Source organism: Streptomyces sp. NPDC031340 (genome assembly GCF_055569945.1).
The window spans coordinates 134,384-161,262 of the sequence record NZ_JBVIIE010000015.1 but is presented as its reverse complement, the minus strand read 5'-3'; the positions used below and the strand labels follow the sequence as shown (position 1 = coordinate 161,262).

25 protein-coding genes and 1 pseudogene are annotated in these 26,879 nt (G+C 70.8%); 16 read left to right on the top strand and 10 right to left on the bottom strand.

What is annotated here, in order from left to right:
* Positions 1 to 28: 28 nt before the first annotated feature.
* The 4 genes from ACZ5GT_RS14500 to ACZ5GT_RS14485 all read right to left on the bottom strand — a co-directional run bounded on the left by ACZ5GT_RS14500 (position 29) and on the right by ACZ5GT_RS14485 (position 4,772).
* Entirely contained in the window at positions 29 to 469 is a 441-nt protein-coding gene (locus ACZ5GT_RS14500; protein WP_469021307.1) for an SRPBCC family protein, read from the bottom strand.
* A gap of 62 nt (positions 470 to 531) precedes the next feature.
* Entirely contained in the window at positions 532 to 1,983 is a 1,452-nt protein-coding gene (locus ACZ5GT_RS14495; RefSeq protein ID WP_469021304.1) for an MFS transporter, read from the bottom strand.
* Between the two features lie 89 nt (positions 1,984 to 2,072).
* Positions 2,073 to 2,639: a TetR/AcrR family transcriptional regulator gene (locus tag ACZ5GT_RS14490; protein WP_469021298.1), complete on the bottom strand. Its 567-nt coding sequence runs from the start codon at positions 2,637 to 2,639 to the stop codon at positions 2,073 to 2,075.
* Between the two features lie 246 nt (positions 2,640 to 2,885).
* Positions 2,886 to 4,772, bottom strand: coding sequence for an ATP-binding protein (locus ACZ5GT_RS14485; RefSeq protein WP_469021294.1), 1,887 nt, complete (start codon positions 4,770 to 4,772; stop codon positions 2,886 to 2,888).
* A 476-nt stretch (positions 4,773 to 5,248) separates the two neighbouring features.
* Here ACZ5GT_RS14485 and ACZ5GT_RS14480 point away from each other — a divergent pair, with 476 nt between their 5' ends.
* Positions 5,249 to 6,046, top strand: coding sequence for a DNRLRE domain-containing protein (locus ACZ5GT_RS14480; protein ID WP_469021291.1), 798 nt, complete (start codon positions 5,249 to 5,251; stop codon positions 6,044 to 6,046).
* A gap of 140 nt (positions 6,047 to 6,186) precedes the next feature.
* Here the strand turns inward: ACZ5GT_RS14480 and ACZ5GT_RS14475 are convergent, their stop codons facing one another.
* Positions 6,187 to 6,579, bottom strand: coding sequence for a hypothetical protein (locus ACZ5GT_RS14475; protein WP_469021465.1), 393 nt, complete (start codon positions 6,577 to 6,579; stop codon positions 6,187 to 6,189).
* Between ACZ5GT_RS14475 and ACZ5GT_RS14470 the strand changes: the two are divergent.
* From ACZ5GT_RS14470 to ACZ5GT_RS14445, 6 genes and pseudogenes are all read left to right on the top strand, one after another.
* Positions 6,518 to 6,913 (top strand): annotated as a pseudogene (locus ACZ5GT_RS14470) (Ig-like domain-containing protein); the annotation flags it as partial. The gene ACZ5GT_RS14475 and the pseudogene ACZ5GT_RS14470 overlap by 62 nt on opposite strands.
* 166 nt (positions 6,914 to 7,079) lie before the next feature.
* Complete coding sequence (locus ACZ5GT_RS14465; protein ID WP_469021462.1) at positions 7,080 to 7,943, top strand: chymotrypsin family serine protease; 864 nt, start codon at positions 7,080 to 7,082, stop codon at positions 7,941 to 7,943.
* Between the two features lies 1 nt (position 7,944).
* Positions 7,945 to 8,394 (top strand): hypothetical protein, encoded by a 450-nt coding sequence (locus ACZ5GT_RS14460; protein WP_469021289.1) that lies wholly within the window; start codon positions 7,945 to 7,947, stop codon positions 8,392 to 8,394.
* Positions 8,395 to 8,692: 298 nt separating this feature from the next.
* Positions 8,693 to 8,944: a hypothetical protein gene (locus tag ACZ5GT_RS14455; protein WP_469021285.1), complete on the top strand. Its 252-nt coding sequence runs from the start codon at positions 8,693 to 8,695 to the stop codon at positions 8,942 to 8,944.
* Between the two features lie 163 nt (positions 8,945 to 9,107).
* The gene (locus tag ACZ5GT_RS14450) at positions 9,108 to 9,386 is read left to right on the top strand and encodes a hypothetical protein (protein WP_469021281.1); all 279 of its coding nucleotides are present in this window, start codon (positions 9,108 to 9,110) and stop codon (positions 9,384 to 9,386) included.
* Positions 9,383 to 9,775, top strand: coding sequence for a type II toxin-antitoxin system VapC family toxin (locus ACZ5GT_RS14445; RefSeq protein WP_469021276.1), 393 nt, complete (start codon positions 9,383 to 9,385; stop codon positions 9,773 to 9,775). The genes ACZ5GT_RS14450 and ACZ5GT_RS14445 overlap by 4 nt, the downstream gene beginning before the upstream one ends.
* A gap of 50 nt (positions 9,776 to 9,825) precedes the next feature.
* On the opposite strand, the gene ACZ5GT_RS14440 is transcribed toward ACZ5GT_RS14445, so the two are convergent.
* The 3 genes from ACZ5GT_RS14440 to ACZ5GT_RS14430 all read right to left on the bottom strand — a co-directional run bounded on the left by ACZ5GT_RS14440 (position 9,826) and on the right by ACZ5GT_RS14430 (position 13,213).
* A complete protein-coding gene (locus ACZ5GT_RS14440; RefSeq protein WP_469021273.1) occupies positions 9,826 to 10,791 on the bottom strand; it encodes a proline iminopeptidase-family hydrolase in 966 nt (321 codons plus the stop codon).
* A 367-nt stretch (positions 10,792 to 11,158) separates the two neighbouring features.
* The gene (locus ACZ5GT_RS14435) at positions 11,159 to 11,602 is read right to left on the bottom strand and encodes a restriction system modified-DNA reader domain-containing protein (RefSeq protein ID WP_469021449.1); all 444 of its coding nucleotides are present in this window, start codon (positions 11,600 to 11,602) and stop codon (positions 11,159 to 11,161) included.
* A 420-nt stretch (positions 11,603 to 12,022) separates the two neighbouring features.
* A complete protein-coding gene (locus tag ACZ5GT_RS14430) occupies positions 12,023 to 13,213 on the bottom strand; it encodes a PP2C family protein-serine/threonine phosphatase (protein WP_469021270.1) in 1,191 nt (396 codons plus the stop codon).
* Positions 13,214 to 14,005: 792 nt separating this feature from the next.
* Between ACZ5GT_RS14430 and hpnR the strand changes: the two genes are divergently transcribed.
* From hpnR to ACZ5GT_RS14410, 4 genes are all read left to right on the top strand, one after another.
* Positions 14,006 to 15,499, top strand: coding sequence for a hopanoid C-3 methylase HpnR (hpnR, locus tag ACZ5GT_RS14425; RefSeq protein ID WP_469021268.1), 1,494 nt, complete (start codon positions 14,006 to 14,008; stop codon positions 15,497 to 15,499).
* 1,250 nt (positions 15,500 to 16,749) lie between these two features.
* Positions 16,750 to 17,838: a SpoIIE family protein phosphatase gene (locus ACZ5GT_RS14420; protein WP_469021263.1), complete on the top strand. Its 1,089-nt coding sequence runs from the start codon at positions 16,750 to 16,752 to the stop codon at positions 17,836 to 17,838.
* A 34-nt stretch (positions 17,839 to 17,872) separates the two neighbouring features.
* Entirely contained in the window at positions 17,873 to 18,394 is a 522-nt protein-coding gene (locus tag ACZ5GT_RS14415) for a MarR family winged helix-turn-helix transcriptional regulator (RefSeq protein ID WP_469021260.1), read from the top strand.
* A gap of 153 nt (positions 18,395 to 18,547) precedes the next feature.
* A complete protein-coding gene (locus tag ACZ5GT_RS14410) occupies positions 18,548 to 18,778 on the top strand; it encodes a hypothetical protein (protein ID WP_469021257.1) in 231 nt (76 codons plus the stop codon).
* A gap of 153 nt (positions 18,779 to 18,931) precedes the next feature.
* On the opposite strand, the gene ACZ5GT_RS14405 is transcribed toward ACZ5GT_RS14410, so the two are convergent.
* The gene (locus tag ACZ5GT_RS14405; RefSeq protein ID WP_469021443.1) at positions 18,932 to 20,611 is read right to left on the bottom strand and encodes a chloride channel protein; all 1,680 of its coding nucleotides are present in this window, start codon (positions 20,609 to 20,611) and stop codon (positions 18,932 to 18,934) included.
* Between the two features lie 323 nt (positions 20,612 to 20,934).
* Here ACZ5GT_RS14405 and ACZ5GT_RS14400 point away from each other — a divergent pair, with 323 nt between their 5' ends.
* Positions 20,935 to 21,411 (top strand): universal stress protein, encoded by a 477-nt coding sequence (locus ACZ5GT_RS14400; RefSeq protein ID WP_351892106.1) that lies wholly within the window; start codon positions 20,935 to 20,937, stop codon positions 21,409 to 21,411.
* A 116-nt stretch (positions 21,412 to 21,527) separates the two neighbouring features.
* Here ACZ5GT_RS14400 and ACZ5GT_RS14395 read toward each other — a convergent pair whose 3' ends face one another.
* Positions 21,528 to 22,394, bottom strand: a complete 867-nt coding sequence (locus ACZ5GT_RS14395; protein ID WP_469021253.1) for a potassium channel family protein — start codon at positions 22,392 to 22,394, stop codon at positions 21,528 to 21,530.
* A 255-nt stretch (positions 22,395 to 22,649) separates the two neighbouring features.
* Between ACZ5GT_RS14395 and ACZ5GT_RS14390 the strand changes: the two genes are divergently transcribed.
* From ACZ5GT_RS14390 to ACZ5GT_RS14375, 4 genes are all read left to right on the top strand, one after another.
* Positions 22,650 to 23,111, top strand: coding sequence for a CBS domain-containing protein (locus tag ACZ5GT_RS14390; protein WP_351892110.1), 462 nt, complete (start codon positions 22,650 to 22,652; stop codon positions 23,109 to 23,111).
* A 201-nt stretch (positions 23,112 to 23,312) separates the two neighbouring features.
* A complete protein-coding gene (locus tag ACZ5GT_RS14385) occupies positions 23,313 to 24,575 on the top strand; it encodes a cation:proton antiporter (protein ID WP_351892113.1) in 1,263 nt (420 codons plus the stop codon).
* Positions 24,572 to 25,870 (top strand): ArsB/NhaD family transporter, encoded by a 1,299-nt coding sequence (locus ACZ5GT_RS14380; protein WP_351892115.1) that lies wholly within the window; start codon positions 24,572 to 24,574, stop codon positions 25,868 to 25,870. Before ACZ5GT_RS14385 ends, ACZ5GT_RS14380 begins: the two co-directional genes overlap by 4 nt.
* 478 nt (positions 25,871 to 26,348) lie before the next feature.
* A complete protein-coding gene (locus ACZ5GT_RS14375; protein WP_469021245.1) occupies positions 26,349 to 26,867 on the top strand; it encodes a hypothetical protein in 519 nt (172 codons plus the stop codon).
* Positions 26,868 to 26,879: the final 12 nt, after the last annotated feature.

Here is a 26,879-nt window from a genome sequence, read left to right as displayed (position 1 = left end):
GTCGGGCGTGTGGTCGGGGCGTCGGCGGTCAGTCGGCCTGCTCGGCGCGGGACTTCAGGCAGGCGAGCCAGGCGGTCAGTGACTGCTCCAGGGCCTGGCCGAGCTGTTCGACGGCGGCATCGACGGGGGCGCCGCTCCAGGACTCCTCGGTGCGGACGGTGACCTGTCCGCCGGTCTGCTCGAAGGTCCACACGTGGACGCCGTCGATGCCGTTGGCCGGGCCGCCCCAGACCAGGCGCTCACCGGGGACGATCTCGCGAATCGTGGAGGTGATGTCCAGGCCGTGGGTCTTCCAGTGGAAGGAGTTGCCGGGCAGCAGCGGGCCGTCGAGCTTGGCCTGGTCGACGTCGGTGTTCCACTCGGCCCAGGCGTCGATGTCCGTGTGCAGGGCCCAGACCCGCTCCAGCGGGGCGTCGATCACGGTGGACAGTCGGACGATGACGGGGGCGGTCTCGTCGATGGTGAACATGGTGGTGTTTCCTCTCGGTTGACGTGACGTCGGATGTTGCGCGTCGAAGGGGTTTCGGTTGGTCAGCGGTGGTGTGCCGTCGGCTGCGGAACGGGTCGGGCGGCCGTCGGCGTGGCAGGGGTGCGTCGGCGGGACAGCAGGAGCGCGAGGCCGGCGGTGGCGGCCAGGACCACCGAGCTGACGCCGAAGGCGGTGCGGTAGCCCGCGGTCAGCGCCTCCAGCCGTGGCTGGTGGGTGGCCGCCTGCGCGGTGGCGGTGCCGGCGAGGGTGGCCAGGACGGACAGACCGATCGCGCCGCCGACCTGGCGGGTGGTGTTGACGAGGCCCCCGGCGAGCCCCGCGTCCCGTGCGGGGACACCCTCGACGGACAGCGCGGTCAGCTGGACGAAGGCGACGCTGAGGCCGAGGCCGATCAGGATGCTGGGGCCCAGGATGTCGACCGCGTAGCTGCCGTGGGCACTGATCCGCGACAGCCACAGCAGTCCGGCGGCCTCGGTCAGCAGGGCGCCGGCGACGGTGGCGGTGGCGCCGATGCGGCGGGAGATCCGCGGCGCCAGCGTGGAGCCGAGCATATTGGCGCCGGCGAGCGGGAGTTGACCGAGCCCCGTGGCCAGCGGGCTGAAGCCGAGGACCTGCTGCTGGTAGAGCGGCAGGAAGAAGAACAGGGCGATCCACACCGACCCCAGCAGCGCCATCAGCACGTTGCCGGAGACGACCCGGCCGGTGCGGAACAGGCGGGGCGGCAGCAGCGGGCTCGGGTGGCGGCGCTCCACGAGGACGAAGAAGGCCAGCAGCGCGGCCGCCACGGCGAGGCCTCCCAGGACGGCAGGGTCCGCCCAGCCCGCGCCTCGGGCGGTGGTCAGGCTCCACACGAGTGCGGTGAGTGCGAGGGTGACGGTGGCGGTGCCGAGGACGTCGAAACGTCCGCTTTCCCGGGCCCGCGTCCTCGGGACACTGGCGGCCGCGCCGGCCAGGACCAGGACGGCGCCGATCGCGACCGCGTAGAAGATCCACGGCCAGCCCCACGACTGCGTCAGCACCCCGCCGAGGAGAACCCCGGCCGCGCCCCCCGCGCCCGACACCGCACCCCAGACGCCCAGAGCCTTGCCCCGGCCGGGCCCTGGCGGGAACAGGTCCATCACGAGCGCCAGCGCCGCGGGGGCGACCGCGGCCGCCCCGAGCCCCTGCGCCGTCCGCGCGGCGATCAGCACCGGGGGCGAAGCCGCGAGCCCTGCGGCCAGGGACGACGCCGCGAACAGCGCAAGGCCCGCGAGCAGGATCCGCCGTCGGCCCAGCAGGTCCGCCGCCCGGCCCCCAGCCAGCAGCAAGGCCCCGAAGACCAGCCCGTAGGCGTTGACCACCCAGGTGGTGCCGTTGTCCGACAGCCCGACGCCCGCCCGGATCTGCGGCAGTGCCACGTTCACGATCGAGGTGGCCAGCATGACGGTGAACTGCGCCCCGGCCAGGGCCGCGAGAGCGGCTCCGGGCCGACGGGTGATTTCGGGGGTGCGCACAGGAAGCTCCTTGTGTGGTTAACCACTCACATTGACTGGCCGAAGAAGGCGGGGCCGCACGCCCCGCCGACAACCCGGTCTCGCGGGCCTCAGTAGTGCCTGATGCCTGCCGACAGAGTCCGGGTCCAGGGTGCGTCCACCTCGTCGGCGCCCACGGAGACGATGAGGTGGCACAGCATGCCGAGCGCGAAGAACTCCTGGACCTGCTGGTCCGTGCCACCGGAGGCGCCGCGCACGTATTCGACCAGCCGGGCGTAGCCCTGCCGCACGGTCTCACGCACAGCCGGCTCGGAGACCGCCGCCGCCTGGGCGTGCAACTGGATCAGCATCAGGTCGTTGTCGCTGATCAGCCGGGCGTACGCGTCACCCATCCCTTCCAGGACCGCCTCGGGCGAGCCGCCCCTCGCCTCCGCCGCGGCGCGCTCCAGGGCCCCCCGGACCTCCACGAAGCAATGCTCGACCACTGCCGTGAACAGCAGTTCCTTGCTCGGGAAGAGGCGGTAGACATACGCCTGGGAGATGCCTGCGGCCTTGGCCACCTCGGTCGTGGTGGTACCCCAGTAACCGCGGGCGGCGAAAGCGCCGATGGCCGTGCGCAGCACCGTTTCGCGGCGCTCCTCGGCGGTGGACAGCCGGCGGGGACGTTCACTCTTCATGTGAGTACTCAACCACTCACACTTCTGGGTGTCAATCGCGCGCCTGCTGCCTGCTGGGCGGCGCGCGCCGTGGGCCGGCGGGGCGGGGTCGTCGGGGCTTGCAACCGTTGGGCTTCATGACTCATAGCCTGGCCCCACCCGCTGTCCACTTCCCAGTCCCGCACGGGCCCGGCACTGTCCACCACTGTCCACGCCTGTCCGGTCTGCCGGATGCCCGGTTGCCCGGATGCCCGGATGCCCAGGATGTCAGGACGTGCCGTACAGCTCCCTCTCCCACAGTGACGCGCACAGCAGGTCGAGGCCCTGCCGCAGGTGGCGCCGGAACGTGCCGTACGGAAGACCCAGGCGCCGTGCGGCGGCCTCCTGGGTCGGCGCACCCGAGAAGAACGCCGCGGTCAGGGCCTCCTTGGCCCGCACTCCGCGCGGGTCGGCGGCGAGTTCCTCGACCGCATCCCGCAGCAGCGCTCTGGCACCCTCCACGGGGTCGTCGCGGTCGGCCACCAGCCGGGTGCGCAGCAAGGCGCAGGCGGCGAACGCACTGGGTTCACGCCAGAACTGCAGTGCTTCGCGGACAGCCTGGTCGAATACTGGGCGGGGTGTTCCGGAAGGCCCTGAAAGGGCCGGCATCTCCGTGGCGTCGATCAGGTGCCTGATCCACCGCTCCACCGGGACCTTGCGCCAGTCGACGGTGAAAAGCCCGTACTCGCGGCCGCCGACCTCGCAGCGCACTCCTGAGTCGGCCAGCACGCCTCTCAGCCGCTCCGCCCAGGCCACGTGGTCGTGGTACACGAGGAACCCGTGCGCACGTCCACGCGCCCGCATGGCTTCCGCCTGGACCCGGGAATTGCTCAAGTCGATGACGCGGGAGGGGACTTGGTAGTGCTCGGGGTAGATCGAGAAGCGGGTCATGGCGATGTGCTCGCCCGGCCGCACCGGTGCGGTCTCCTGGCTGTACCGCCACGCCGCCGCGACGACCGGGTCACGGTCGATGTCGGCATCTTCCGGCGGTGCGGACAGGACCAGGCGCGTGGCGAACGCGACGATCTCTCCGGTGGAGATCAGCCGGAAGACGCTGAAGCCCTGCGGCTGCCGGCTCAGCCAGTAACCCACCAGCGCGGCCGATTCCGGTCCCTCGGCCTGCTCGGCCATGGCCAGCACCAGGCCGTGGTCGTCCTCATGAAGCACATCCTCGTACAGGTCGTCCTCGGCGTTGACCCACACCCGTGTCCGCTGCAGCTTCTGCACGTCCCTGAAGAGGTAGAACAGTTCGTCGGTGACCGCCCGCACCCGATCCGGCCGTGCCTCGCGCAACAGACGCAGGTATTCGTCCGCCAACCGCTGCCGCATCGAATGGAAGGCGGTCGGCGCCCGCCAGCGCAGGTCGGCCATCAGCGTCTCCCGCGCGGCGTCATGGGGATACAGGCCCCGAGACGTCGATTCGATGAACGGCAGCTCACGCAACCACTGGAACAGTCCCGGCACGTCCTGGTCGGCGAGCACCGCCGAGAGCAGTTCCTCGGTGATCGAGCGGGCCTGGGCCGCCACCTCCAGCGCCCGGCGATGGGCGGCCGAGGGGACCTCCCCGACCAGTTCGGCCACCAAAGTGCGCAGCACCTCGGCCGACGGCGTCCACCCGGTGCCCACCCGCCCGGCGGAGTCGGCCGCCGCCGCCAGCGTCAGCGCCAGCGGATTGCCCCCGGCGAAACGCAGCACCGCATCCCGCCGCTCCGGCCGCACCGACGCCGCCTCCAACAGCGCCTGAGCTTCCCCGCCACTGAGCGGGCGCAGTTCCCGGACCTGCATCAGACCGGCCCATGCCGGGTCCGCGGTCCACTGCGGCTGCGGGGCAAGCCGCCCGGCCAGCACCACCAACGCCCCCGGGGCCGCCCGGGGCAAGAACCGCTGCCACAAACGGCTCTCCAGCCACTGACAGTGCTCGAACGAGTCGACGAAGAGCACCGTTCCCGGGGCGCTCACGAACGCGTCCGCCGCCTCCTCGAAGTCTGCCGGGTCGCGTCCGAGGAACCGACCGTCCAATTCGACCAGGCCCCGTCCCGCCGCCCGCGCCATGTCCCCCAACCGCCGCAGCAGCGCCGACTTCCCGATCCCGCCCGGCCCGAACAACCAGAACACCAAAGGCGCGTCGGCATCCCCCCGCAGAGCATTCTCGAAGCAGGTCACTTCGACGTCACGACCCACGAACGCGCGTGCCCGAGCACTGCTGAGCCTGTTACCCAGCGACTCCATCCCGCCTCCCCTGCGCCTGCCGAGAATCCGCGCCGAGGGCCACCGCCGTCAACGCCCGCCGCGTCATCCCCACAGGCCAGAACTCACATCATCGCCCGCGACTGCGGCGACCTCCCGATGCTTATAGTCACCGCTTATAGCCACCAAATGAGAAAACCCCAGGTCAGTGACATGACCTGGGGTTCACCATGGAGCCGCCTTCGGGATTCGAACCCGAGACCTACGCATTACGAGAACGCCAGAGCGTTGCCCCATGATTCACTCCCTCTCCCTGTTTTCGCCGTCTGTGCAGGTCAGCAGGCGCGAGGGGGTTCGGGCTGTGATGATCGTTCACGGACTTTCACCGTCCTTCCGGACCCATCTTGGACCCAGAAGGGTTCCACCAGCGGGCTTGCCGGGCCCCGGCTGGGCGAGCCCCAGCTGAGCGCCGGAGGCGAAAGCGCCTCCAGCGCACGGCCCTTGGGAGGCAAGATGCACCATCTTGCTTCTTCCATTCTAGTGGTCATCGCAACACCCCAGTTCAGGCCCTCGCCACCCCGAGCGCGCTGCGGCGGGCACGGCCGTCTGCACCGCCGCTCACTGACAGCAGCGTCCAGCTACCGAATGGGTCCCGGATCGCGGCGAAGACGACCACTTCCGCCGGTGCCGTTACCTCCACCGCGGCCAAGGGCTACAACTCCAACTGCCCGGCCGGGCACGTCTCCTGGGACATCGACGGGATCGTGCAGGCCTGGGCCGACGGGCAGCCCAACCACGGGGTACGGATCGCGGCCGTCGACGAGACGGACCCGCTGACCTGGCGCCGCTACTACTCGGCGAACCAGACGGAGGGCTCGCACAACGCCGCCTACGAGCCCTCCCTGACCGTCACCTACAACTCCAAGCCCGGTACCGCGACGGCCGTCTCCCCACTGTCCGGCACCTACACCTCGGACACCACGCCCACGCTGTCCGCCAAGGCCACCGACGCAGACGCCCAGCAGGTCACGCTGACCTTCGAGATCTGGGCGGCCAGCGGTACCGCGGCCCTGCAGTCCGGCACGTCCGCATCCGTGGCGTCCGGGGCGGTGGCGACCCACACGGCCGGCACCCTGGCGCCGGGTGACTACAAGTGGCGGGCCAGGGCATCCGACGGCACCGACACCGGGGCCTGCGCGTGAGCTGGGCCGGGCGCACCGACGGCACGTGGTGGGTGCACGTGGCCGCCCGGGACAAGGCGGGCCTGTGGTCGCCGGCCCAGCACCGCGGCTTCAACGTCCTTCATCTGGTCGGCGCCCGCCGATCTGTCCGGCGTCACCGGCTACGTGGTCGCCGTGGACCGGGTCGCGGACACCTTGCCGGCCACCACCGGCACCCCGCAGACGTCGACGAAGTTCACCACCACCGTCGACGCGGACGGCACCTGGTACCTGCACGTGCGGGCCAAGGACGGGGCAGGCAACTGGTCGTCCACCGCGGCGCATCTGCCGTTCCGGGTCGACATGACGCTGCCGCCGAGCCCGGTGATCAGCTCGTCCACGCACCCGGACCAGACGGACGCGTACCGGAGCGGCTCCTTCAGCGCAGCCTGGACCGCGCCCTCCGGCGCCTCCGCCGGGTACAGCATCGTCGTCGACGACACCGCCGACACCGTGCCCGACAGCACGGTCGAGACGGACGGCACCTCGTACACGACGACTCGCACCGAAGACACCTGGTACCTCCACGTGCGCGGTATCGACGGCGACGGCACGGGCGGGGCGACCTCCCACTTCCGCTTCACCGTCGACACCACCGCGCCCGGTGCCCCGGCCGTGGCCTCCGCGGCCTACCCGTCGGACGCGTGGGCCGGTGGCGCGCAGGTGGCCGGGACGTTCACCCTGACTCCCGACGGCACCGACACCCGTAGCCTGACCTACTCGGTCGACGACGGCACCCCGCACACCGTCGCCACCACCGGCGGCCCGGTCGAGCTGACGATCACACCGGCCACCGAGGGCAGTCACCGGATCGTCGTCACCGCCACCGATCGGGCCGGCAACGTCTCGGCCGAGACCAAGCGTGCCTTCCATGCCGGACGGGCGGCCGTGACCGCACCCGCCAACGGCGAGGTGCTCGTCGGATCGGTCGATCTCGCGGTCAGTGCTCCCGCCTCGCTCACGGACGTCACCTTCCTCAAGCGGGCCTCGTCCGCCGACCCCTGGCAGGTCGTTCGTGTGGAACACTTCGGCGCTGTCCGGCAGCGGCAGCCTGCAGATCGGCGCGCGTTTCGGCGGTGCGTACGATCCGCCCGAGGCGGAGCCGGTCTCGGCGGTCGTCGACCATGTCGAGGTCATCGAGCCCGGGAGCGACAACATGCAGGAGCCGGAGCCCGCTCAGGCCTACGCCCTGGAGCAGGCCGAGGACCGCGCGGCGCAGAATCCCGACGCGTTCGCCCCGCCCTACGTCGATCCGGCGACGGGTGAACTGGTCGCGCCGGTCGTGGAGTCCGCCTCGGCCGACGATGCGTCCGCGCCGATCCAGGTGACACAGGCCCCGGCCGACGAAGGCAGCGGACTGCCCGCCGAGGACTCGGAGGACGGCACCAAGCCCGACACGGTGACCACCGACGCGGAGACTCCGGCGCCGCCCGCTGACGGGTCCCTGGAGACGACCGGCGAGGAATCGTTCGCGATGCCCGAAGACCCCGCGGAGACCGCTTCCAGTTCGTCGAGGCCCGTCCAGGACTACTGGCGGCGCTGGGCGCAGAGCGGTGACAAGGTGTGCACGGGCGGCATGAAGACCGGAGAGATGTGCGGCTGGCAGGTGACCGCCACCCAGGCGACCATCCACTACTCGACCGGTTCGACGGCCAAGAACATGGTGGTGGCCAAGAAGACGTCCGGATCCTGCACCATCAAGGGCGACTCGGGCGGCCCGGTCTACACCGTCGACGGCAGCGGACGCGCCTACGCCAAGGGCATCATCTCCGGCGGCGGTGGCGGCGGCAGCGGCGGGTTCTTCGACCCCTGCTGGCTGTACTTCACCGACATCGGGCTGGCCAACAGCGCCTTCCCCGGCACCGTAGCGAGGAACTGACATGCGCCGTGCGTTTTTCACACCGCTGCTGGCAGCAGCCCTGACCGGATGCTCGCTCCTCGGCCAGGACCCGCCCTGCACCAAGGCCGACGCGGACTCGCAGGTGTCCGTGATGTGGCGACCCGCCGACTTCGGAGGCCGGGACGCGGTGAGAATCCGTCTGTGTGTGCAGGCCAGATGCCATGAACGGACATCGGGCAGCCCCGACGACCCGTTCGCCTCGGTGTCGGTCCGACTCCGCGGCGACGTCGGCTCGTCCACCGTCCCGGTGCGGCTCACGGTGACGTCCGTGAAGAACGGTGACACCGTCGTCGCGGACAGTACCCGGGCCAGGCTGACGGAGCAGCACCCCAACGGCGCGTCCTGCCCGCCCACCACATGGACGGCAACATTCCGGGCCCACCCCGACAAGGGCCTGACGTCACCCAAGGGCATGAAACTCCAGGAATGAGTTCCACACACAAGCGCCCGCCCCACCGCAGCGCCGGAGGGGCGGGCGCTTCGTGTCACCGTTGCAGGCCACGGGAGCCAGGCCACCGAACCGGTCACCGGCCGCAGCCGCGACAGAGCCGCCGACGAAACCCGCTGGTTCAGGGAGCAACGCTTCGCACAAGACTCCCTGGTGAACGGACGACCGAAGAAGTGCACGATGACCTTCTTCCGCCGGCCCGCCTGCGGCCGGGCCAGCGGGACGGCGCCCAGGGTCAGCCGCTTCACTCGGCCTTCAGTCTGCGGGTCTGACACCCGCCATGGACGACACCACCGTCTCCCCCGCCGACGGCGCCGGCAACGTCTCCCCCGACGACGGTGCCGGCTCCGGCTCCGTCAGCCGCCGCCGGCTGCTGGCGGGCGGCGCGCTCACCCTCGGCGGGGCCCTGGCCGGAGCCGGCATCGGCGCCGCGGCGACCGGCGGCGACGGCTCCACCGGCGGATCGGCCGTCTTCGCCGTCCCGCCCGGCTGCGCGCCCGACGGCTGGATCGGCCAGTCCCTCCTGGAGTGACTGACCCCCGCACCACCCCCCCTGACCCCCGCACCACCCCCCTGGCCTCCGTGCCGCACCGACGGAGGCCGGGAGGAAACCGGGGCCTTCATTGCCCCGGCCGTCCTCCGCGAGGCGGAATCAGCACACCGGCCATTAACAAGTGTTTTGTTAATCTGGTTCCATGGCCATCACCCCCGACCCCGCTCCCGGCGAAGGCCCTGTCCGCCCGGTCTCCGTCTCGCTCCACGAAGGCACCATCGCCGCTCTCAAGGCCCGCACCGGTAAGAGGGGCATGTCCGCCTACGTCGAAGCCCTCATCCAGCGCCAGTTGGAACGCGACCGACTGCGTGAACTCATCGAGGACGCAGAAGCTGAGCACGGCCCCGTCGACCCGGCAGCGGTCGAGGCCAAGCGAGCGCTCCTGCGCGGCGACACGGCCGGCGCAGTGGACGCCGCGTGAGCGGCACCCTCGTCCTGGACTGTGAGGGCCTGTCGAAACTCGTACGACGCACACCCGAACTCACCGAATGGCTCGCCGCCGCCGAAGCCGAGGACATCCGCGTCGTCACCAGCTCCGTCACCCTCGTCGAAGCCCGCGACCCCAAGACCAACCAGGCCCGGTTCGACTACGCCGTCTCCCGCGTCAACGTCATCCCGCCCACCGAAGCCGTCGCCCGCCACGCCAGCAAGCTCCTCGCCGCAGCCGGACTGCACGGCCACAAGTACGCCCTCGATGCGATCGTGGCCGCAACAGCGCTCGCCTCACCCGCCCCGGTGACCCTCCTGACGTCGGACCCCGAAGACCTCGTCATGCTGTGCGGCCCCGGCGTCCGCGTGGTCAAAGTGTGATCCGGGCACGAGCGTCGAACTCGATCACACCGGCCCCCGGGACTCCGAGATCAGTCGCTCTCCGGACAGGGCCCGGCTTCGCCTCGGCCGATGTCGCACCGCGCGAGGAACGCCTCGACGACCTCCCGGAACGCGGCCTCCTCCTCGACGTGCGGCAGGTGGCTCGAGTCCGGGAACACCCGCAGCCGCGCACCGGCGACGAGCTCGACGAACGGCGCCACGCACTCGGCGGTGGCCTCGTCGTGTTCCCCGCGCAGGACGAGCACCGGGACGCTGATCGAGGCCAGCCGGTTCACCGCCGACCATTCCCGGAGGGTGCCGGTCACATAGAACTCGCTGGGGCCGATCATCGTCCGGTAGACGGTCGGGTCCGCCGCCCACTGGTCGAAGCTGGACGCCACCTCGGGCGGGTAGGGCCGCATCCGCAGCAGGTGGCGGTCGTAGAAGACCTGAGTGGCCGCCGCGTACTCAGGCGACTCGGTGGTGCCGGCTGCCTCATGGCGATCGAGAACCTCCCGCACCTCCCGGGGCAGCGCCCGGCGCAGTTGTGCCACGCCACTGCACCACAGGGGCATCGCCGCCGGCGTGTCCGCCAGCACCATCCCGCGCAGCCCGGCCGGACGCCGTACCGCGTGTTCCGCGGCGAGCATGCCACCCCAGGACTGACCGAGCAGGGCGTGGTCGTCGGCGATCCCGAGCCGGGCGAGCAGCGCGTCGAGTTCATCGAGGAACAGGCCGACGGTCCACAGGCCGGGGTCGGCGTCGGGCAGGTGGGTGGAGCGGCCGCAGCCGAGTTGGTCGTAGTGGACGACGGCCCGCCCGGTCTCCGCCAGCTTGGCGAGGTTCAGCAGGTAGTCATGGGGGAAGCCCGGCCCCCCGTGCAGCACCACCAGAGGCGTGCGTCCCAGCGCCCGCGAGGCATCGAGGTCTCCGGTGATCCGGTACCAGGTCCGCCCGTGAGGGCCCTCGATCCAGCCCTCCGTAGTCGCGGGCGGCAACGGTGGTCTCGTGTGCACGGGTGGCTCCCGGGATGTCGGAACGGATATTGAGATTGCGGGGAAGAGCGTGGGCCGGCGGAAAACGGTGCCGCGGGCTCACCGCGCCACAGGTCACATTTCGGAATGCGGATCTTCTTTCCGGATGCCATACATCACGCCACGCCAATCGCGCGGTGCCAGACCGATCACCGATCGAGGAACCAAGAAAACCCCAGGTCAGAAACTATCTGACCTGGGGTTCCAGTGGAGCCGCCTTCGGGATTCGAACCCGAGACCTACGCATTACGAGAACGCCAGAGCGTTGCCCCATGATTCACTCCCTCTCCCTGTTTTCGCCGTCTGTGCAGGTCAGCAGGCGCGAGGGTGTTCGGGCTGTGATGATCGTTCACGGACTTTCACCGTCCTTCCGGACCCATCTTGGACCCAGAAGGGTTCCGCCAGCGGGCTTGCCGGGCCCCGGCTGGGCGAGCCCCAGCTCAGCGCCGAAGGCGAAAGCGCCTCCAGCGCACGGCCCTTGCGACGATACTTCGTCGCCGCAGACCGGGTCTGCCGTACGCCAGAACTCCCACCCGTCCGTGGACAAGGTGGACTCTGGGGTATCGCGGCCTCTGACGTGGAGCTTGACCGCCTGCCCGGCAGCCGACAGCGAGGGGTAGACCTTCTCCTGGTAGCGGATCTGACCAGTGGTCAACACGGTTGCGGTGTGTCGTTGCCCCATATAGTCACCGTGCAAGGTCGCCCCGGGGGTCACTCTGCCGGCGGCCATCATTTCCTCGAAGCCCACCTGCCTCTCATCTTCGCTGACTGCTGTCTTCCGCGATCTCGTCAGTGTTGGTTGCCCCGACGCCCGGGATTTGGGGATGGAGGATCCTCCGAGCCCGGAGTCATGCGCGGCCGCGGGCCATTGCCGTGGTCATCTGCCCGAGGATCACGGCAAACGGCAGGACACCACGTCGGCTGCGAAGCTGAGCTCCTTCGAACAGGCACCGCGCCAAGGCGCAAGCACGTCGGCACCCGAGTAGGAGCGGATCTCGGGGCCAAGGCTCCCAGATCCTGCATCCTGCGCCGGTGTCCGGCCCAGCGCACGTGCCGAAAGTCCCTACCCGTAGTCCAAGGGGATGTCCGCCGAGCAGCACTTCGGCAAGGGAGGCTGGGCGATCCGTGAAGGTTCCCGGCTCCAGTACCGGTCCGCAATCGATGGTCAGTCACGAGACCGCGCGTCCTCAGCACCGGTGATGAGGACGCTCTCCTACGGCTTCGGCTGACGTCGCGGAGTTCCGGCGACAGCACAGCGGCCCCCGTCCACCGCCTGGCGCCAGCGATCGAGGTCGCCAAGGCCGAAGTGGGGCTGGAGGTCCTGCCCTCTGCTCATGGGACGGCCGACTGTGGGCTCGGGCGCCGGGGTGCGCTGGAGGGCCACCATGGCCACGTCGTCGGTGAGCGGGCCGTCCACGTGCCGACGGAGGTCGGCGCGGACCGCGGCCAGCAGGGCTTCCGGGGGCAGGCCGGTCCAGTTCCGCAACCGGTCGGCGAGCGGGTAGAAGTCGCCGGCCGGGTTGCGTGCCTCGGTCACGCCGTCGGTGTAGAGCACCAGGGTGGCGCCCGGCGGGAAGTCGGCGGTGTCCACCACCACCTCCCCGCCGTTGAGGTCCTCGAGGCCCAACGGGGGTACCGGCACCGTCGGCTCCAGCGCCGTGACCTTTCCGTCGTGCAGCAGCAGCGGCTCGGGATGCCCCAGATTCACCAGGCGCATCGGCCCCTCGTCGGGCAGCTCGCACACGACAGCGGTCACGAACGACTCCTCCGTGAACGCACCGGGACCGCAGGGGGACGCCTCGGCCGCGGCGGACAGCTCCCGGACGTCCTCGCGGAACCCCGCCGACAGCTCCCGCACCACCGTCGTGAGCGGGCTGCCGTGCCGGACCGAGTGCCGGAAGCCGTTCAGCACCGAGCTGACCATGTCCAGCGAGGCCAGCCCCTTGCCCTGCACGTCGCCGAGCAGGAGCCGGGAACAGTCCCCGTGCCGGGCCATCGCGTACAGGTCCCCGCCGACGGCGGCCTCCTCGTCCGCCGACTCGTACAGCGAGGCCACGTCGAAGGACCCGACCCGGCGCGGCAGCGGATGCAGCAGCACCCGCTGGGTGACCTCCGCGACCCAGCGGGCCCGTGCCAGCTGGCGCTCCCTGCGCACCCGTACCGCGGCGGCGGCCACGGCGGCCACGCTGATCAGGGCGATGGTGCCCAACTGGGCCGGGAAGTTCGGCGTGCCCACCAGCCCGTTGGCCCAGGAGGACATGATCACGCACGGCAGCGTCACCGCGACCACTCCGAGGACACCCGCCGGAGCGCAGAACACCGCCGCAAGCGTGGGCGCCGCCACCATCAGCGGCCCCAGCCGGATGACGTTCGGGGTGAACAGGTCGAGTATCAGCAGAAGCACAGGAAAGAGCGAGATCGCCACCGCGGGGGGCACGAGCACCCTCCGGGCACCGGCGCGCGACCGCCTGCCGAGGACCTTCCGCACTGCGACCACCTCCGGCCCCCACGCCCTGGTTGTCATCACGTCCGCCATCACCACGAACCGTCTCTTCAAGAAAACGGGCACCGCCCGCAGGAGAAAAGGGGCTTTTGGTCCCGTAAATGGGAAATGCCCCGCAGCACTTCCCTTTCTCCGCGTACGGGCCGCACGGATGCACGGACGCCGCAGGCGATCACGCACCTCCGCGCTGCGTATCCGGACGCCCCGGTCGGCGAGGAGGCCTTCGGGGCTGCGAGCGCGGCCCTCACCGGGGCGGTGCGCGGGCAGCAGCCATCAGGCGTTTCACCGAGCCGGTGTTCGCGGAGGACCACATGGTCGTCGGGGCCGAGCAAAGGGCGTGGGAGGAACAGGGCGAGGACGGCAGCCATGAGGTCTTCCCTCTCGTCCTGGACGTCTGCGGAGTGCTGCGCGCCGATGGCGTCCGTCTGCGCCCACGAGCCGGCGGACGCGGCCCGGTCTTCGGCGATGGCGTGGCGTCCGAGCCCGGCTGCCACGGTGCGGGGCCGGATGCCTCTGCCGGCCCGAAGCCGTCCGGGGCGTCACCGGGTGGAGGCACACGGTGAACGCCGTTCGGAGGGACCGCCGGCGGTGAGCCGTTCGGCGGACGTGTGGTTCCCGCCCGTCCTGCGTGGAACCCCTGTGACAGGCAGCCGCCCGGCCGCTGCCCCTCAATCGCCGCTCACCGAGGTGACCATGCGCCTGCTCCTCGTCCACCCCAGCGCCCTGCTGTACTCGGAGATCTTCCTGCGTCTGGAACCGCTCGGCCTGGAACGGGTGGCCGGCGCGGCTCGCGACGCGGGCCACGAGGTGAGGGTGGTGGACCTGCAGGTGACCGGCGCCAGGGAACTGGCCCGTGAGCTCACCGCCTTCCGCCCGGACGCCCTCGGCGTGTCCCTGAACTACCTGGCCAACGTCCCCGAAGCCATCGAGCTCGCCCACGCGGCCAAGCGCGCCGTACCGGGCTGCTTCGTGTTCCTCGGCGGGCACAGCGTCTCCTTCGTGGCGGAAGACGTGCTCGCCCAGGCCGAGGGTGCCGTGGACGCGGTGGTGCGCGGCGAAGGGGAACCAGCCATGGCTCCCCTGCTGGCGGCGATCCGGGACGGCGGCGTCCAGGATGTGCCGGGGATCGTGACACCGGCGGGCCGCGGCCCCGAACCGCGGATGCTGCACAGCATCGACAGCCCCACGCCCGCGCGCGACCTGACGCACCACCGGCGCCGCTACTTCATCGGGGAACTGGACCCGTGCGCGTCCATCGAGTTCACCCGGGGCTGCCCCTGGGACTGCTCCTTCTGCTCCGCCTGGACCTTCTACGGCCGCAGCTACCGCAAGGCCTCCCCCGAGGCGGCCGGCGCGGAGTTGGCAGGCATCCGGGAGCCGAACGTGTTCATCGTCGACGACGTCGCCTTCATCCGGCCCGAACACGGGCACGCCATCGCCGCCGAACTGGAACGCCGCAGGATCCGCAAGCACTACTACCTGGAGACCCGCAGCGACGTCCTGCTGCGCAACGAGGAAGTGTTCCAGCGCTGGACCCTGCTCGGGCTGAAGTACATGTTCCTCGGCATGGAGGCCATCGACGCCGAGGGACTGGACCTGTACCGCAAACGCGTCAGCCCCGACGACAACTTCCGCGCCCTGGAGACGGCCCGCCGACTCGGCATCAACGTGGCGATCAACCTCATCGTCGACCCGGCCTGGGACGAGGAACGCTTCCGCACCGTGCGGGAATTCGCCCTGGCCGTCCCGGAGATCGTGCACCTCACGGTGATGACGCCCTACCCGGGCACCGAGATCTGGCACACCGAGTCCCGCAAGCTCACCACCCGCGACTACCGGCTCTTCGACATCCAGCACGCCGTGGTGCCCACCACCCTGCCCTTGGACGTCTTCTACCGCGAACTGGTCAAGACCCAGTCGGTCATCAACCGCAAGCACCTGGGCCTGCGGACCGCGATGGGCGCCCTGCGCGTACTGGGCGGCAACCTCGCCCGCGGACAGACCAACTTCGCCCGTATGTTGTGGAAGTTCAACCGCGTCTACAACCCCGCACGGCAGATGGCCGACCACCACCGCCCGGTGCGCTACGAGCTGCCGCTGCCGCGCCACCTGGACGTCGGCGACCGCCGCCAGCTGTACGTCCACACCCGCCCGGCGGCCCGGCGCGACTCCGGAGCAGTGGAATAGGCCGGTGCAGCACTTCAGGCCTGCGCATTCGGGTGCACGCGTGCCGGGAGGCGCGGCCGACGAAGGGGCACGGCCGACAGCGCCGCCGGAATCTGGACGGTTCGCCGGAAGAGAGGTGACTCGACGTGACTGACGGGAGCCACCGGGTCGTGGAGACTCGGTGCCGCAGCCGCCAGAGGTGAGCCTGTCGCGGTGGGCGGCGGCCGCGAACAGTCTTTCCTGCTCTGCGTTGCCGCGGGCATCTCGGCGGGAACGTCGTCCGGTTGCTGCACGGTATCGCCCGGTCCGCCGGTCGGGGAGCCGGCGCTGGTGGACAGCAGGGACCAGGCTGCCAGGAACAGGGTGACGGCTACGGCCGTGGCGATCACACCGCAGACACGTCGGAGCCTGGCGCGGTTGTCCATTTACCGCCACGGCGGCCCCGCCCATGGGCCGTCGGGTTCCCACGGCTCACCGACTGTCCTCGTCCGGTCGGAAGGAGGTCCGGTCCGCGGCCAGGTCGTGTCCCCGTCGGGGCGGCAGATGGGCCGCCCCGACGCCCGTTCCTGCGCAGAGGGCTCCCTGGGGGCGGATGCGCGGATGGCCTCCTCACTGTCGGTGAGGAACTTCAGCCAGGTCTCCTCGGAAGTGGCGCCGGCATCCGGCTCCTCGGGTGTTCCGTTGCTGCCTGCCCCTGGGTCGGTCACGGTTCCGTCTGCCTCCTCGTGTTCGCGGATCGCCGGTGACGGCCGGGGCTCGGTGTGCGCGTGGTCTTCCTGCTGTGCCGGTCGATCCGGCTCGTGCCGCAGTCGTCGCAGGTGCGGTGACGGCGGGCATGGCCGGTCGGCCAGAGAGTGGGAAGGGGGCCGCCGACGGCCGGCGTACCGTCCGTGACCATGCCGGCTTCACTCCTGGGTGCCCAAGCGGCAGTCGGCCGTCGGCACGGCCCCCGGAAGCAATACCTGCACAGTGCAAAGCCACATCCCAGGTCCTTCTCGACCCACAGTGGCGCGCGGGAGAGGGCGAGAGGCGGGAAGTCCGCGGCCGGCCGGCCCTTCAGGCCCGGCCCACCGCTTCGGCGGGGCGCGCCGTCTCGTCGCACCATGGCCGGCCCTCGCGGTTCGGGAAGCGTCGACTCCCGGACTCGATTGGGTAAAGGCGCGATACCGGGGCCGCCCCACGGAAGCAACTTTTGCATAGTCTAAATATGAGGAGGGTGTCCGCGGAGACTGCGGGCGGCTCCTGAGTGCCTGGAGACCGCTGGAGCGTCCATGACCGACCAGAAGCCGCCCGCGAGCGGCATGGTGCTGTCCTGCATGCCGCTCGCGGTGATGGCAGTGGTCATGGTGGCGGACGTGGTTGGCGGGCCTGGCGTGGGACTGTTGCCTCTGGTGTCGCTCGGCCCCGCGTTCTCCGGCCTGGTCGGTGGGTGGCGGCGTACGGCCGTGATCGGCGTGGTGGCGCTCGGCCTGTGCGTGGGCCTCGGGGTGTACGACGGGCTGTTCGAGGAGCGTCGCGGGTTCGCGGCCCTCGGGTCGGTGGTGGGGGTGACCGGCGCGGGAGTCGCGGCGGCCGTGATGCGCGGCCGCCGAGAGGCGGAGCTGGCCAGTGTGCGCTCGATCGCGGAGGTGGCCCAGCGGGTGCTGCTGCGCCCGGTGCCGCTGACCGCGGGCCCGCTGCAGGCGGCGGTGTCGTACACCTCGGCGGTCGCCGAAGCGCGGATCGGCGGAGACCTGTACGAGGTGGTCGCCTCGCCGCACGGGGTCCGGGTGATCGTGGGGGACGTGCAGGGCAAGGGACTGGCCGCGGTGGAGACCGCCGCCGTGGTACTCGGCGCCTTCCGGGAGGCCGCCCACGAGGAACCTGATCTGGTCGGGCTCGGTGAGCGCCTGGAGCGCAGCGTCGGCCGGGAGTTGGACGGTGAGAGGTTCGTCACCGCGATCCTCGCGGAGATCGGCGCGGACCACGACGTCGTCTTTCTCAACTACGGCCACCCGGCCCCGATGCTCGTACGCGGCGACGGCAGCGCCGACTTCCCGCAGCCGTCCGCGTACGCGCTGCCGCTGGGCCTGGAAGCGCCGGAGAGCGGCGGTCCGAAGCCGTATCGGGTGGGCTTCGCGCCGGGCGACCAGTTGCTGCTGTACACCGACGGGGTCACCGAGACCCGCGACCCCACCGGCCGGTTCTATCCGCTCCCCGAGCGCGTACACCTGCTCAAGGACGGCGACGCGCACAGCGCGCTGGAGTCCCTGCGCAAGGACGTGGTTCGGCATGCCGCGGGGCCGCTCCATGACGACGCCGCGATGCTACTCCTGCGCTACCACGGTCATGGGGAAGGAAAATCCGCTCCGATCACGTGAGCCGGCAGGGACTTCGGCAAGGTAGAAAGGACGTATGCCGGAACACGAGACCACCGCGGGGACCATGGACGACGGCGAGGCCGTCACCCGTGCGGTACTGACCGCTTCGCGGCTGCTGGTGGCGGTCTCTGCCCGGTCGCTCGCCGCTGTCGAGGAGCGCGTCACGCTGCCGCAGTTCCGGATGCTGGTGGCGCTGTCCACTCGCGGTGCCACCAAACTGGTGACGCTCGCGGAACTGCTCCAGGTGGCACCCTCGACGGCGATGCGCATGGTCGACCGGCTCATCGCGGCCGGGCTGGCCGACCGGCAGACCAACCCCGGCAACCGCCGCGAGACCCTGCTGCAGCTCACCGAGGAAGGCAGCCGCACCGTCGAGGACGTCACCGCACGGCGCCGCGCCGAGATCGCCACGATCGTCGAGCGCCTCAGGCCGACACAGCGGTTGGCCCTCATCGAGGCCCTGAACGCCTTCAACGAGGCTGGGGGGGAACCCCCCGCTCCGGTGCTGGACCATCCAGAACCCTACCCGCTGGGCTGGGCGGTGGGCGCGCGATGACGCGCGTCGTCTGACGGTCCCCGCACCGGCGTATCCAGGCCGCTCTTCCCCTGCTCCTGCCGGTCTTCCATCACGCAAGGGAATCGTCAGGGTGCCGGCATCGCGGCCACCCGTGCCGGTCCGGGCGAGGACAGTGCGGATTCCCCTTCCACGGTGGAGCTCCCTCTGACGGCGCATCTGCGGTCCACCGCGGAATTCGTTCCTCGACTGGCGGGTGGTGAGGCCGGACTGCTGTGTGCTGCCGCGCTCGTCCTCCGTCTCTGCATGGTGCGGGCCGGACGGGCGCTGGTCGGCATCGTCGCCTTGCTCGGTGTGTACCTGGCGCTGCACACGCTCCAGGCGAAACCTTTGCAGCAGGTCAAGATTGCACAATGCTATACGTGAGGAAGGATCGCGTGCCTTCCCCGCCTCGGCGCCGGCCTCGTCGGCACCATGCGTGTGGCGGTCTCTTCGGTGCGGCTCGGTCCGCGGTACGGCTCCGGGAGTCACCCGGCGGAGTGAGACCTGGCTTCACCCGTCCACTGCCTCCCGGGACATCTAGGCGGCCGTGTGCACGGCGCGCAGCGCGCTCTGGTGGCTGAGCCAGCCGACCGGCTTGCCGTGTTCGGAGTCGAGGACCGGCACCCCTGTGCCTGAAGATGAGAGCAGGATGTGCAGCGCTTGCGCGAGGGGCTGGTCCGCCGTGACGGGCGCGGGGGGCTCGGCGAGTTCTCCGATGACGGCCGGCGCCGCCTTCGGCTGTTCCGCCAGGGCCTCGGCCACCGCTTGGGCGGTGATGACGCCGACATAGTCTCCGGTGTGGTCGACCACCGGGAGCGCGCCATGACCGGACAGGCTCAGCATGTCCGCGGCGTCGGCGAGTGCGGTCGACACCGGCAGGGAGGAGGGCAGGGGCTCCATGACCGTACCGACGTGCTGGGTGCCGATCCGTGCGCCGGGGGCGGGGCCTTCGAGGTCGATGCCGCGTCGGCGCAGTTTGAGCGTGTAGATGGTGTCGCCGGTCAGCAGGCGGCTGACGGCTGTGGCCAGCACGATCGCCAGCATCAGCGGCAGGATGATCGAGTACTCGCCGGTGAGCTCGAAGAGGATGACCACGGCGGTGATCGGTGCCCGCGCGGCGCCGGCGAAGACGGCGCCCATGCCGACCAGCGCGTACGCGCCCACCGCACCGGCCGACGCGGGCAGCAGATGGTGGACGCCGATGCCGTACGCCGAGCCCAGCATCGCCCCGATGAACAGGCTGGGCGCGAACACCCCGCCCGAGCCGCCGATGCCGATCGTCAGGCTGGTCGCCAGAATCTTGCCCCCCAGCAGCAGGAGCAGGAAGCCGACCGCGTAGCCGCCCTCGGTCGCCTTCTGCAGTACGGGATAGCCGACGCCGTACATCTGTGGCAGGGCCAGCAGTACCAGGCCGAGGGCGAGACCGCCGACAGCCGGGCGCAGCCACTCCGGACCGCGCCACAGCCAGTCGCAGGCGTCTTCGATGAGGTACAGCACACGGGAGAAGCCGACGCCCACGGCCGCGGCGACCACGCCGAGCAGCGCGAACAGGGCGTACTGGGCGAGATGGTCGACGTGGAAGTCGGGGAGGTCGAGGAAGGCCGTGTCGCCGAAGGTGGCGCGTCCGATGATGCTGGCGGTGACGCTGGCCAGCACGGTGGCGCCGAAGGCTTCCGCGCTGAAGGTTCCCAGAATCAGTTCCATGGCGAAGAAGACGCCGGCCAGCGGGGCGTTGAAAGTGGCGGCGATACCGCCTGCCGCGCCGCAGGCGACCAGGAGCTTCATCCGCTCCTCGGTGACCTTCGTGACGCGGCCGAGGGTGGAGCCGAGCGCGGAGCCGATCTGCACGATCGGGCCCTCGCGGCCCACCGAGCCGCCCGAGCCGATGCACAGGGCGGAGGCGAGCGTCTTGACCACCGCGACCTTGGGGCTGATCCGTCCGCCGCGCTGGGCGACGGCCAGCATCACCTCGGGCACCCCGTGGCCGCGGGCTTCCTTGGCGAACCGGTTCACCAGCGGCCCGTACAGCAGACCGCCGATCACCGGCGTGAGGAGCACGAAGCAGGGGCCCAGCCAAGGAACATGCGGATTGCCCGCGCCGGGGGAAGCGGCATAGTCCTGGTGCCCGGAGAGGACACGCGTGAACGTCTGGATGCACCAGCGGAAGACGACCGAGCCCACCCCGGCCGCGGCCCCGATCACCACGGCCAGCACCATCAGACCCCAGGAGGCGGTGCGCAGGACCGCGAACGTCCGCGGAGGCGCGGAGCGGCTCGAGGTGGTGCCGGTCATGCGTACCCTTCCTCGGCTGCCTGGATGGTGCACCCGTCCCACTTCCCTATTCTTGCATTATGCAAAACGTGTCAAGAGTGCTGGTCGCGGGAGCAGGGTCGGTCCTGGGGCTGCCGGCCTGGGAGTCGCTGTTTCTCGCCGGGGCGCGCCCCTCCCCGGTCGGGCCGAGATCGGGACCGAAGGTCCCTTGGTGGTGAGCCACCGGCGCGGGAGTGTGGGAAGGCCGGAGGGTACGGAGGTGGCGAACCATGAGTGACCGGACTCCCCCACAGCGGATCGTGGTCGGCGTGGACGGGTCGGACTCGAGCAGGTCGGCGCTTCGCTGGGCTGCGCGGCAAGCGGTGCTGACCGGTGCGGAGCTGCGTCCTGTGCAGGCGTGGCGGTTGCCGCCCACCTACGGCATGCCGACGGACTACTCGGACGCCGACTTCGAGGGGCACGCGCGGGAGAACCTGCGGCGCACGGTGCAGGACGTGCTCGGGGAGTACCCGGACCTGAACGTCGTCCCCCAGGTCGTGGAGGGCCACCCGGCGACGGTCCTCATCGAGGCGGCCAGGAGCGCCGACCTGCTGGTGGTCGGCAGCCACGGGCACGGGACGTTCGCGGGAACGCTGCTCGGATCAGTCAGCCAGCACTGCGTGCACCATGCAACCTGCCCGGTGCTCGTCGTGCGCGCCCACGATGGCCGGCTCCCGGACGTCGAGGCCCAGGCGGACGCCGACTGAACCGACGCGACAGAGCCCGCCGGCGAATTGCCGTCCGTGCTCCCCCGCGACCCTCGATGACGACACGGCCGCTCCATGGCCCCGTTCCGCTTCCGGAACGGGCCGGGCCGGTCCAGTCAGGGGCTGCCGTGATCGCGGGCGTAGGCGGCCAGGACCCGCTGCCAGGTACCTCCGGTGTGCAGGAACCGCTGGTCGAGCACAGTGGCGAGGTCGTCGAGGGCCGTGGCGAGCACGGCCGCGGCGCTCCGGGTGTCCGGATGCTCCGCTCGCCTCGTCCGCTCGACGAGGTCGGCGGCGTGGCCGAGGGTGAGGGCCAGCGAGATGTCGCCGGATCCGTCGTGGAAGTAGTAGGACTCGGGGTATTGGAGGAAGTCGACGCAGACGCGCGCGATGTCGGCGGCGAGTTGGCCGAGGACGGCGGCCCCCACGTCGTGGCCCGCTCGCCCGGCCGTCGGATCGGCACGGCGCAGCTGGGAGATGCGCAGCGCCAGTGCCCGGCGCCGGGCCAGAGCCGGGTAGATGCCGAGGATCCAGGAGACGGTCGCGGTCAACAGCGCGAAGCCGACCAGTGACTCCAGCGGTGCGACGATGCGCAGCCAGCCGGCGGACGGCGCGATGTCGCCCAGGCCGAGCGTGGCGATGGTCACCAGGGACAGGTACAGGGCGTCCACCGGCCCGGAGTGCTCGGACGGCTCCAGTCCGCCGGAGAAGGCGAACGCGTCCGGCATGTGCGGCCAGTACACAAGTGCCCAGCCCATGGCCACGGCGCAGGTCCACGTGGCCACCACGGTCACCATGCCGACGGGCCCGGCCAGCCCCGCGGTCCTGCTGCTCCTGCGACCCCGGGTGGACAGCCGCCACAGCAGCGACATGACGACCCTGCTCAGGCCCCCGTGCCGAGTGGGGTGCCACAGAGTGTGGAACACGTCCCGCAGGATGATCAGCACCACCGCCGCGCCGGTCAATGACACCAGCCATTCCATGGAACCTCCCGGGCTCACCCGCCTCGGGTCCGGCATGGGTGCCGTCCGGGCGCCCGGACGGCACCCACACGCCCCGCTCGATTCTGCCGTGCCCGTCCGCGGGACGTCGTGCAGCACGCCGACGGCCCGGTCGGGCTGAGCCGGGCGAGGGCCGACCGTGCCGGTTGCCGCACAATGACAGCGGAGCCGCCGCGCGAGGGCTGGTCCGTCGGCCGTATCCGCGCGGTGGGACATTCAGCGGAACGGGAGCCGATCGTGCGGGCACGTGACCTGGCAGTCGAGTACGAGACCGTGGGCGTCGACACCGACGCGACGGCGGCGGCGCGGCTGATGGTCGAGCACCGACTGCCGGCGCTGCTGGTCGTCGACGCGAACGTCACGCCCAAGGCGATCCTTCCGGCATCACAGATGATCAGGATTCTGGTGCCGTCGTACGTGCTCGACGACCCGGCGCTGGCTGCGGTGGTCGACGAACGCCACGCCGACCGGCTCTGCCGGACGCTCAGGGGCCGTACGGTGGGCGACTGCCTGCCCAAGAGTGTCCCCGCTCCTCCGGTGGCCGAGCCGGACGCGACCGCGCTGGAAGTGGCGGCGCTGATGGCGCAGACCCGCAGCCCACTGATCGCTGTCGTGGAGGAGGACGAGGACGAACGGAGGCTGCTGGGTGTGATCACCGCGTCACACCTGCTGGAGCGGCTGCTGACAGCCGCTTCATGACGCGGGAGGCGCAGCACTGTCCCGTGTATCGCAGCCTGGTTCGTTCGGACGTTGCCGAAGTCCGGCAACGTCCGAGCCCTCGTGGTGCACATCGGCGATCTGTCAAAGACGCATCAAGGGAAGGTAAGGTTCCCGTCGGTGTGCCGGGAAGCCTGGTCGGCGAGCAGGGGACAGATCTCTCTTCCGATCGGGGCGTCGGCCATGGTTCTCGTAGCGGTGTTCGGTGTCGCGCTGCTGGTGGCGGTTCTGCTGTCGGGACTTGCGGCACGGACCGTGCTCTCCACCTCCCTTCTCTTCCTGGTCGGCGGCGCACTCGTCAGCGACGGTTTCCTCGGCCTGATCCACATCACGCCGGACAGCGAGATCGTGTCCGTGACGGCCGACCTGGCCCTCTTCGCGGTGCTCTTCACCGACGGCATGCACGTCTCCCTGCCGAAGCTGCGCACCAACTGGAGGAACCCGGCGCGTGCCCTGGGCCTGGGCATGCCGCTCGCGTTCGTCTTCATGGGGCTGGCCGCACACTTTCTGGCGGGGCTGGACTGGACGACGTCATTCCTGGTCGGTGCGGTCCTCGCCCCCACCGACCCGGTGTTCGCCTCGGCGATCGTGGGCCGCAGCGAGGTTCCGGCCAAGCTCCGGCAGCTGCTGAACGTGGAGAGTGGCATCAATGACGGGCTGGCCCTGCCCGTGGTCCTGATGCTCATCGCCGCCGCCGGTCCGACCGCAGGCACGATGGAGGCGGAGCCGGGAACGATCGCGGTCGAGCTGCTGCTCGGCCTGGTCTTCGGCATCGTTCTGCCGCTGGTCGTCAACGGGCTGGTGCGCTTCCGGCTGCTGGGCGCGGAGCCGAAGCTGCAGCCCCTGCTGCCGCTGGCGACCGGGATCATCCTCTACGCGGCCTGCCACCTCACGCACGCCAACCCCTATCTGGCCGCCTTCTCGGCGGGCGCGGTGCTGGCCCACGTGTCGCCTGAGGCGAAGGCTTCCTTCGAACCGCTGGGCGAGGCTGTGGCGGAGCTGGCGAAGTTCACCGCGCTCCTGGTCTTCGGCGCGCTGCTGACCCCGACTCTGTTCGGTGACCTGCCGATCGGCGGCTACGCGGCGGTGATCCTGGCGATCCTCGTGATCCGGCCGGCCTCCTTGCTGCTCTCGCTGCTCGGCACGCGCATCTCCCGGCGGGAGAGGCTGGTGGCGGCCTGGTTCGGCCCGAAGGGCTTCGCTTCGGTGGTGTACGGGCTGCTGGTGCTGCAGTCCGGCATTCCGCAGGGGCGGGAGGCGTTCACCCTGATCGCGGTGTGCATCGCCTTCTCGATCATCGCCCACAGCTCCACCGACGTGCCGATCGCCCGCGCCTTCGACGTCGAGGAACTGGCAGGCATCCCGGCCGGGGACGACGACGCGGACGCCGCCCGGACACAGGCCCCGCAGGCCATACCGACCGCAGGAGGAACCGGAGGACTGTGAACGACTGGCACAGCTGGGCGGCGGTCACCGTCTTCGCCGGCGCGTACGCCCTGATCATCAGCGAGAAGATCCACCGCGTCGCCGTGGCTCTCGGCGGCGCGGGGCTGATGCTGGCGATCGGGGCGACCGACGACGTCTCGGCGTTCTACTCCGAGGACTCCGGCATCGACTGGAACGTCATCTTCCTCCTGATGGGCATGATGATGATCGTCGGCGTGCTGAAGCGGACCGGCGTGTTCGAGTACCTGGCGATCTGGGCGGTCAAGCGGGCCCGGGCGAGACCCTTCCGGGTCATGGCCATGCTCGTGGTCATCACGGCCCTGGCCTCGGCCCTGCTGGACAACGTCACCACCGTGCTGCTGGTCGCTCCGGTGACCCTGCTGGTGTGCGAGCGGATGTCGCTGCCCGCCGCGCCGTTCCTGATCGCCGAGGTGATGGCGTCGAACATCGGCGGCACCGCGACGCTGGTCGGTGACCCGCCGAACATCATCATCGCCAGCCGTGCCGGGCTGACCTTCAACGACTTCGTCGTCCACCTGGCCCCGCTCGCCGCCGTGCTGGTGGTCGTCCTGCTCGCCCTGTGCCGGGTGATGTTCCGCGAGTCGTTCGTCTACGACGACGACCGCGCCGCCGAGATCATGGAGCTGGAGGAGCGGGAAGCCATCAAGGACCCGCGCCTGCTGGTCCAGGGGCTGATCGTCCTGGTCCTGGTCGTCGTCGGCTTCGTCCTGCACCCGGTGCTGCACTACGCGCCGAGCGTCGTCGCCCTGTTCGGCGCCGGGCTGCTCGTCGCCGTGACCGCCGTCGAGACCCACGACGTGCTGGCCGAGGTGGAGTGGCCCACGCTCGCCTTCTTCGCCGGCCTGTTCATCATGATCGGCGGGCTCATCGACACCGGCGTCGTCGGCGAGATCTCCCGGCACCTGGCCGACGCGATCGGCGGCAACGAGCTGGCCGGCTCCATGACCCTGCTCGGCGGCTCGGCCGTACTGTCCGGAATCGTCGACAACATCCCGTACGTCGCCACCATGGCGCCCATCACGGCCGACCTGGTCCACGCCATGGGCGGCACGAGCGGCCACGTGATGTGGTGGGCCCTGGCGCTCGGGGCCGACCTGGGCGGCAACGCCACCGCGATCGGCGCCAGCGCCAACGTCGTGGTCCTCGGCATCGCCGAACGCAACCGGCAGCCCATCTCCTTCTGGCAGTTCACCAAGTACGGGCTGATCGTGACGGCCGCGACCGTGGCGATCTCGCTGGTCTACGTCTGGCTGCGCTACTTCGCCCTGTCCTGATCCGATCACGGGCGGGAGCCGGATGCGTCGGCCACGCCGCGGCAGCCTGCTCGTCGTGTTCGCGCGGCATCCGCATGACGGTGGCGGGCGAAGGGTGGCGGCCCTTCTTCGTGCCGGTGGTGACGCCGAGCCGCCGGGCGAGGCAGCGCAGGCTCATCTGCCGGTCCCGCGAGTGGAGGTGCATGGCCGGCATGTCTTCGTCGGTCACCCCGCACCGCTGATGGGCCTGCCGCGGCTGTGAGCGGGCTCATGGCCTCCGACGGTGCGGTCGCGGACGCATTCGTGCTCGGCAGTCCGGCCGGCCCACCTCTTCCAGCGGATCGGGGAACGGGCCAGGGCTCCGGGGGGGCCTGCGCTCCAAGACGCGGCATCGAACAGGCGTGAACATTGCCGTGATCCGGCAATGAATCGGTGTGCTGCGGCATGTCAGGATTCCGTCAAGCCGGAGATCAGCGGCGGGGAGAGGGGGACGGTACGCATGTCCTGGTTTCTCGGACTCGGCATCACGGGGGTCGTACTGCTCGCCCTGTCGCTGGTCTTCGACGGGCTGCTGGACGGCGTGCTCGACGGTGCGCTGGGCGGCGGCCTCGACGGGTGGCTGTCGCTGCCGGTCGTCGCCGGTTTCCTGTCGATGACCGGCTTCGGCGGGGTCATCGCGCAGTCGGCCGCGGGGGTGGGTCCGGTGGGCGCCACCGTTGTCGGCGCGCTGACGGGGGCGGGCACGGCCTGGCTGACGTACCGCTTCAGCCGTGCCCTGATGCGCGACCAGACGGCGGTGACGCCCACCGGCGACGACCTGATCGGGACGTCCGGCAACGTGGTGACCGCCATCCCCGCCGACGGCTTCGGCGAGGTGCTCGTCCAACTCGGCGGCCAGCCGGTGAAGTTCGCCGCGCGCAGTGCGACACCGGTGGCCCTGGGCTCCGAGGTGTGGGTGGAGGCGGCACAGTCCGCGACCTCCGTCCTGGTGCGTCCGGCGGACCGCCTCGGCGGCTGAACGCCCGACCGG

What these genes read in the sequence shown, in the direction of transcription:
- ACZ5GT_RS14500 (WP_469021307.1), bottom strand. Translation starts at nt 469, where the DNA reads ATGTTCACCATCGACGAGACCGCCCCCGTCATCGTCCGACTGTCCACC.
- ACZ5GT_RS14490 (WP_469021298.1), bottom strand. Translation starts at nt 2,639, where the DNA reads ATGAAGAGTGAACGTCCCCGCCGGCTGTCCACCGCCGAGGAGCGCCGC.
- ACZ5GT_RS14460 (WP_469021289.1), top strand. Translation starts at nt 7,945, where the DNA reads ATGCGCCGTGCGTTTTTCACACCGCTGCTGGCAGCAGCCCTGACCGGA.
- ACZ5GT_RS14455 (WP_469021285.1), top strand. Translation starts at nt 8,693, where the DNA reads ATGGACGACACCACCGTCTCCCCCGCCGACGGCGCCGGCAACGTCTCC.
- ACZ5GT_RS14450 (WP_469021281.1), top strand. Translation starts at nt 9,108, where the DNA reads ATGGCCATCACCCCCGACCCCGCTCCCGGCGAAGGCCCTGTCCGCCCG.
- hpnR (WP_469021268.1), top strand. Translation starts at nt 14,006, where the DNA reads ATGCGCCTGCTCCTCGTCCACCCCAGCGCCCTGCTGTACTCGGAGATC.
- ACZ5GT_RS14420 (WP_469021263.1), top strand. Translation starts at nt 16,750, where the DNA reads ATGACCGACCAGAAGCCGCCCGCGAGCGGCATGGTGCTGTCCTGCATG.
- ACZ5GT_RS14415 (WP_469021260.1), top strand. Translation starts at nt 17,873, where the DNA reads ATGCCGGAACACGAGACCACCGCGGGGACCATGGACGACGGCGAGGCC.
- ACZ5GT_RS14405 (WP_469021443.1), bottom strand. Translation starts at nt 20,611, where the DNA reads ATGGTGCTGGCCGTGGTGATCGGGGCCGCGGCCGGGGTGGGCTCGGTC.
- ACZ5GT_RS14400 (WP_351892106.1), top strand. Translation starts at nt 20,935, where the DNA reads ATGAGTGACCGGACTCCCCCACAGCGGATCGTGGTCGGCGTGGACGGG.
- ACZ5GT_RS14395 (WP_469021253.1), bottom strand. Translation starts at nt 22,394, where the DNA reads ATGGAATGGCTGGTGTCATTGACCGGCGCGGCGGTGGTGCTGATCATC.
- ACZ5GT_RS14385 (WP_351892113.1), top strand. Translation starts at nt 23,313, where the DNA reads ATGGTTCTCGTAGCGGTGTTCGGTGTCGCGCTGCTGGTGGCGGTTCTG.
- ACZ5GT_RS14375 (WP_469021245.1), top strand. Translation starts at nt 26,349, where the DNA reads ATGTCCTGGTTTCTCGGACTCGGCATCACGGGGGTCGTACTGCTCGCC.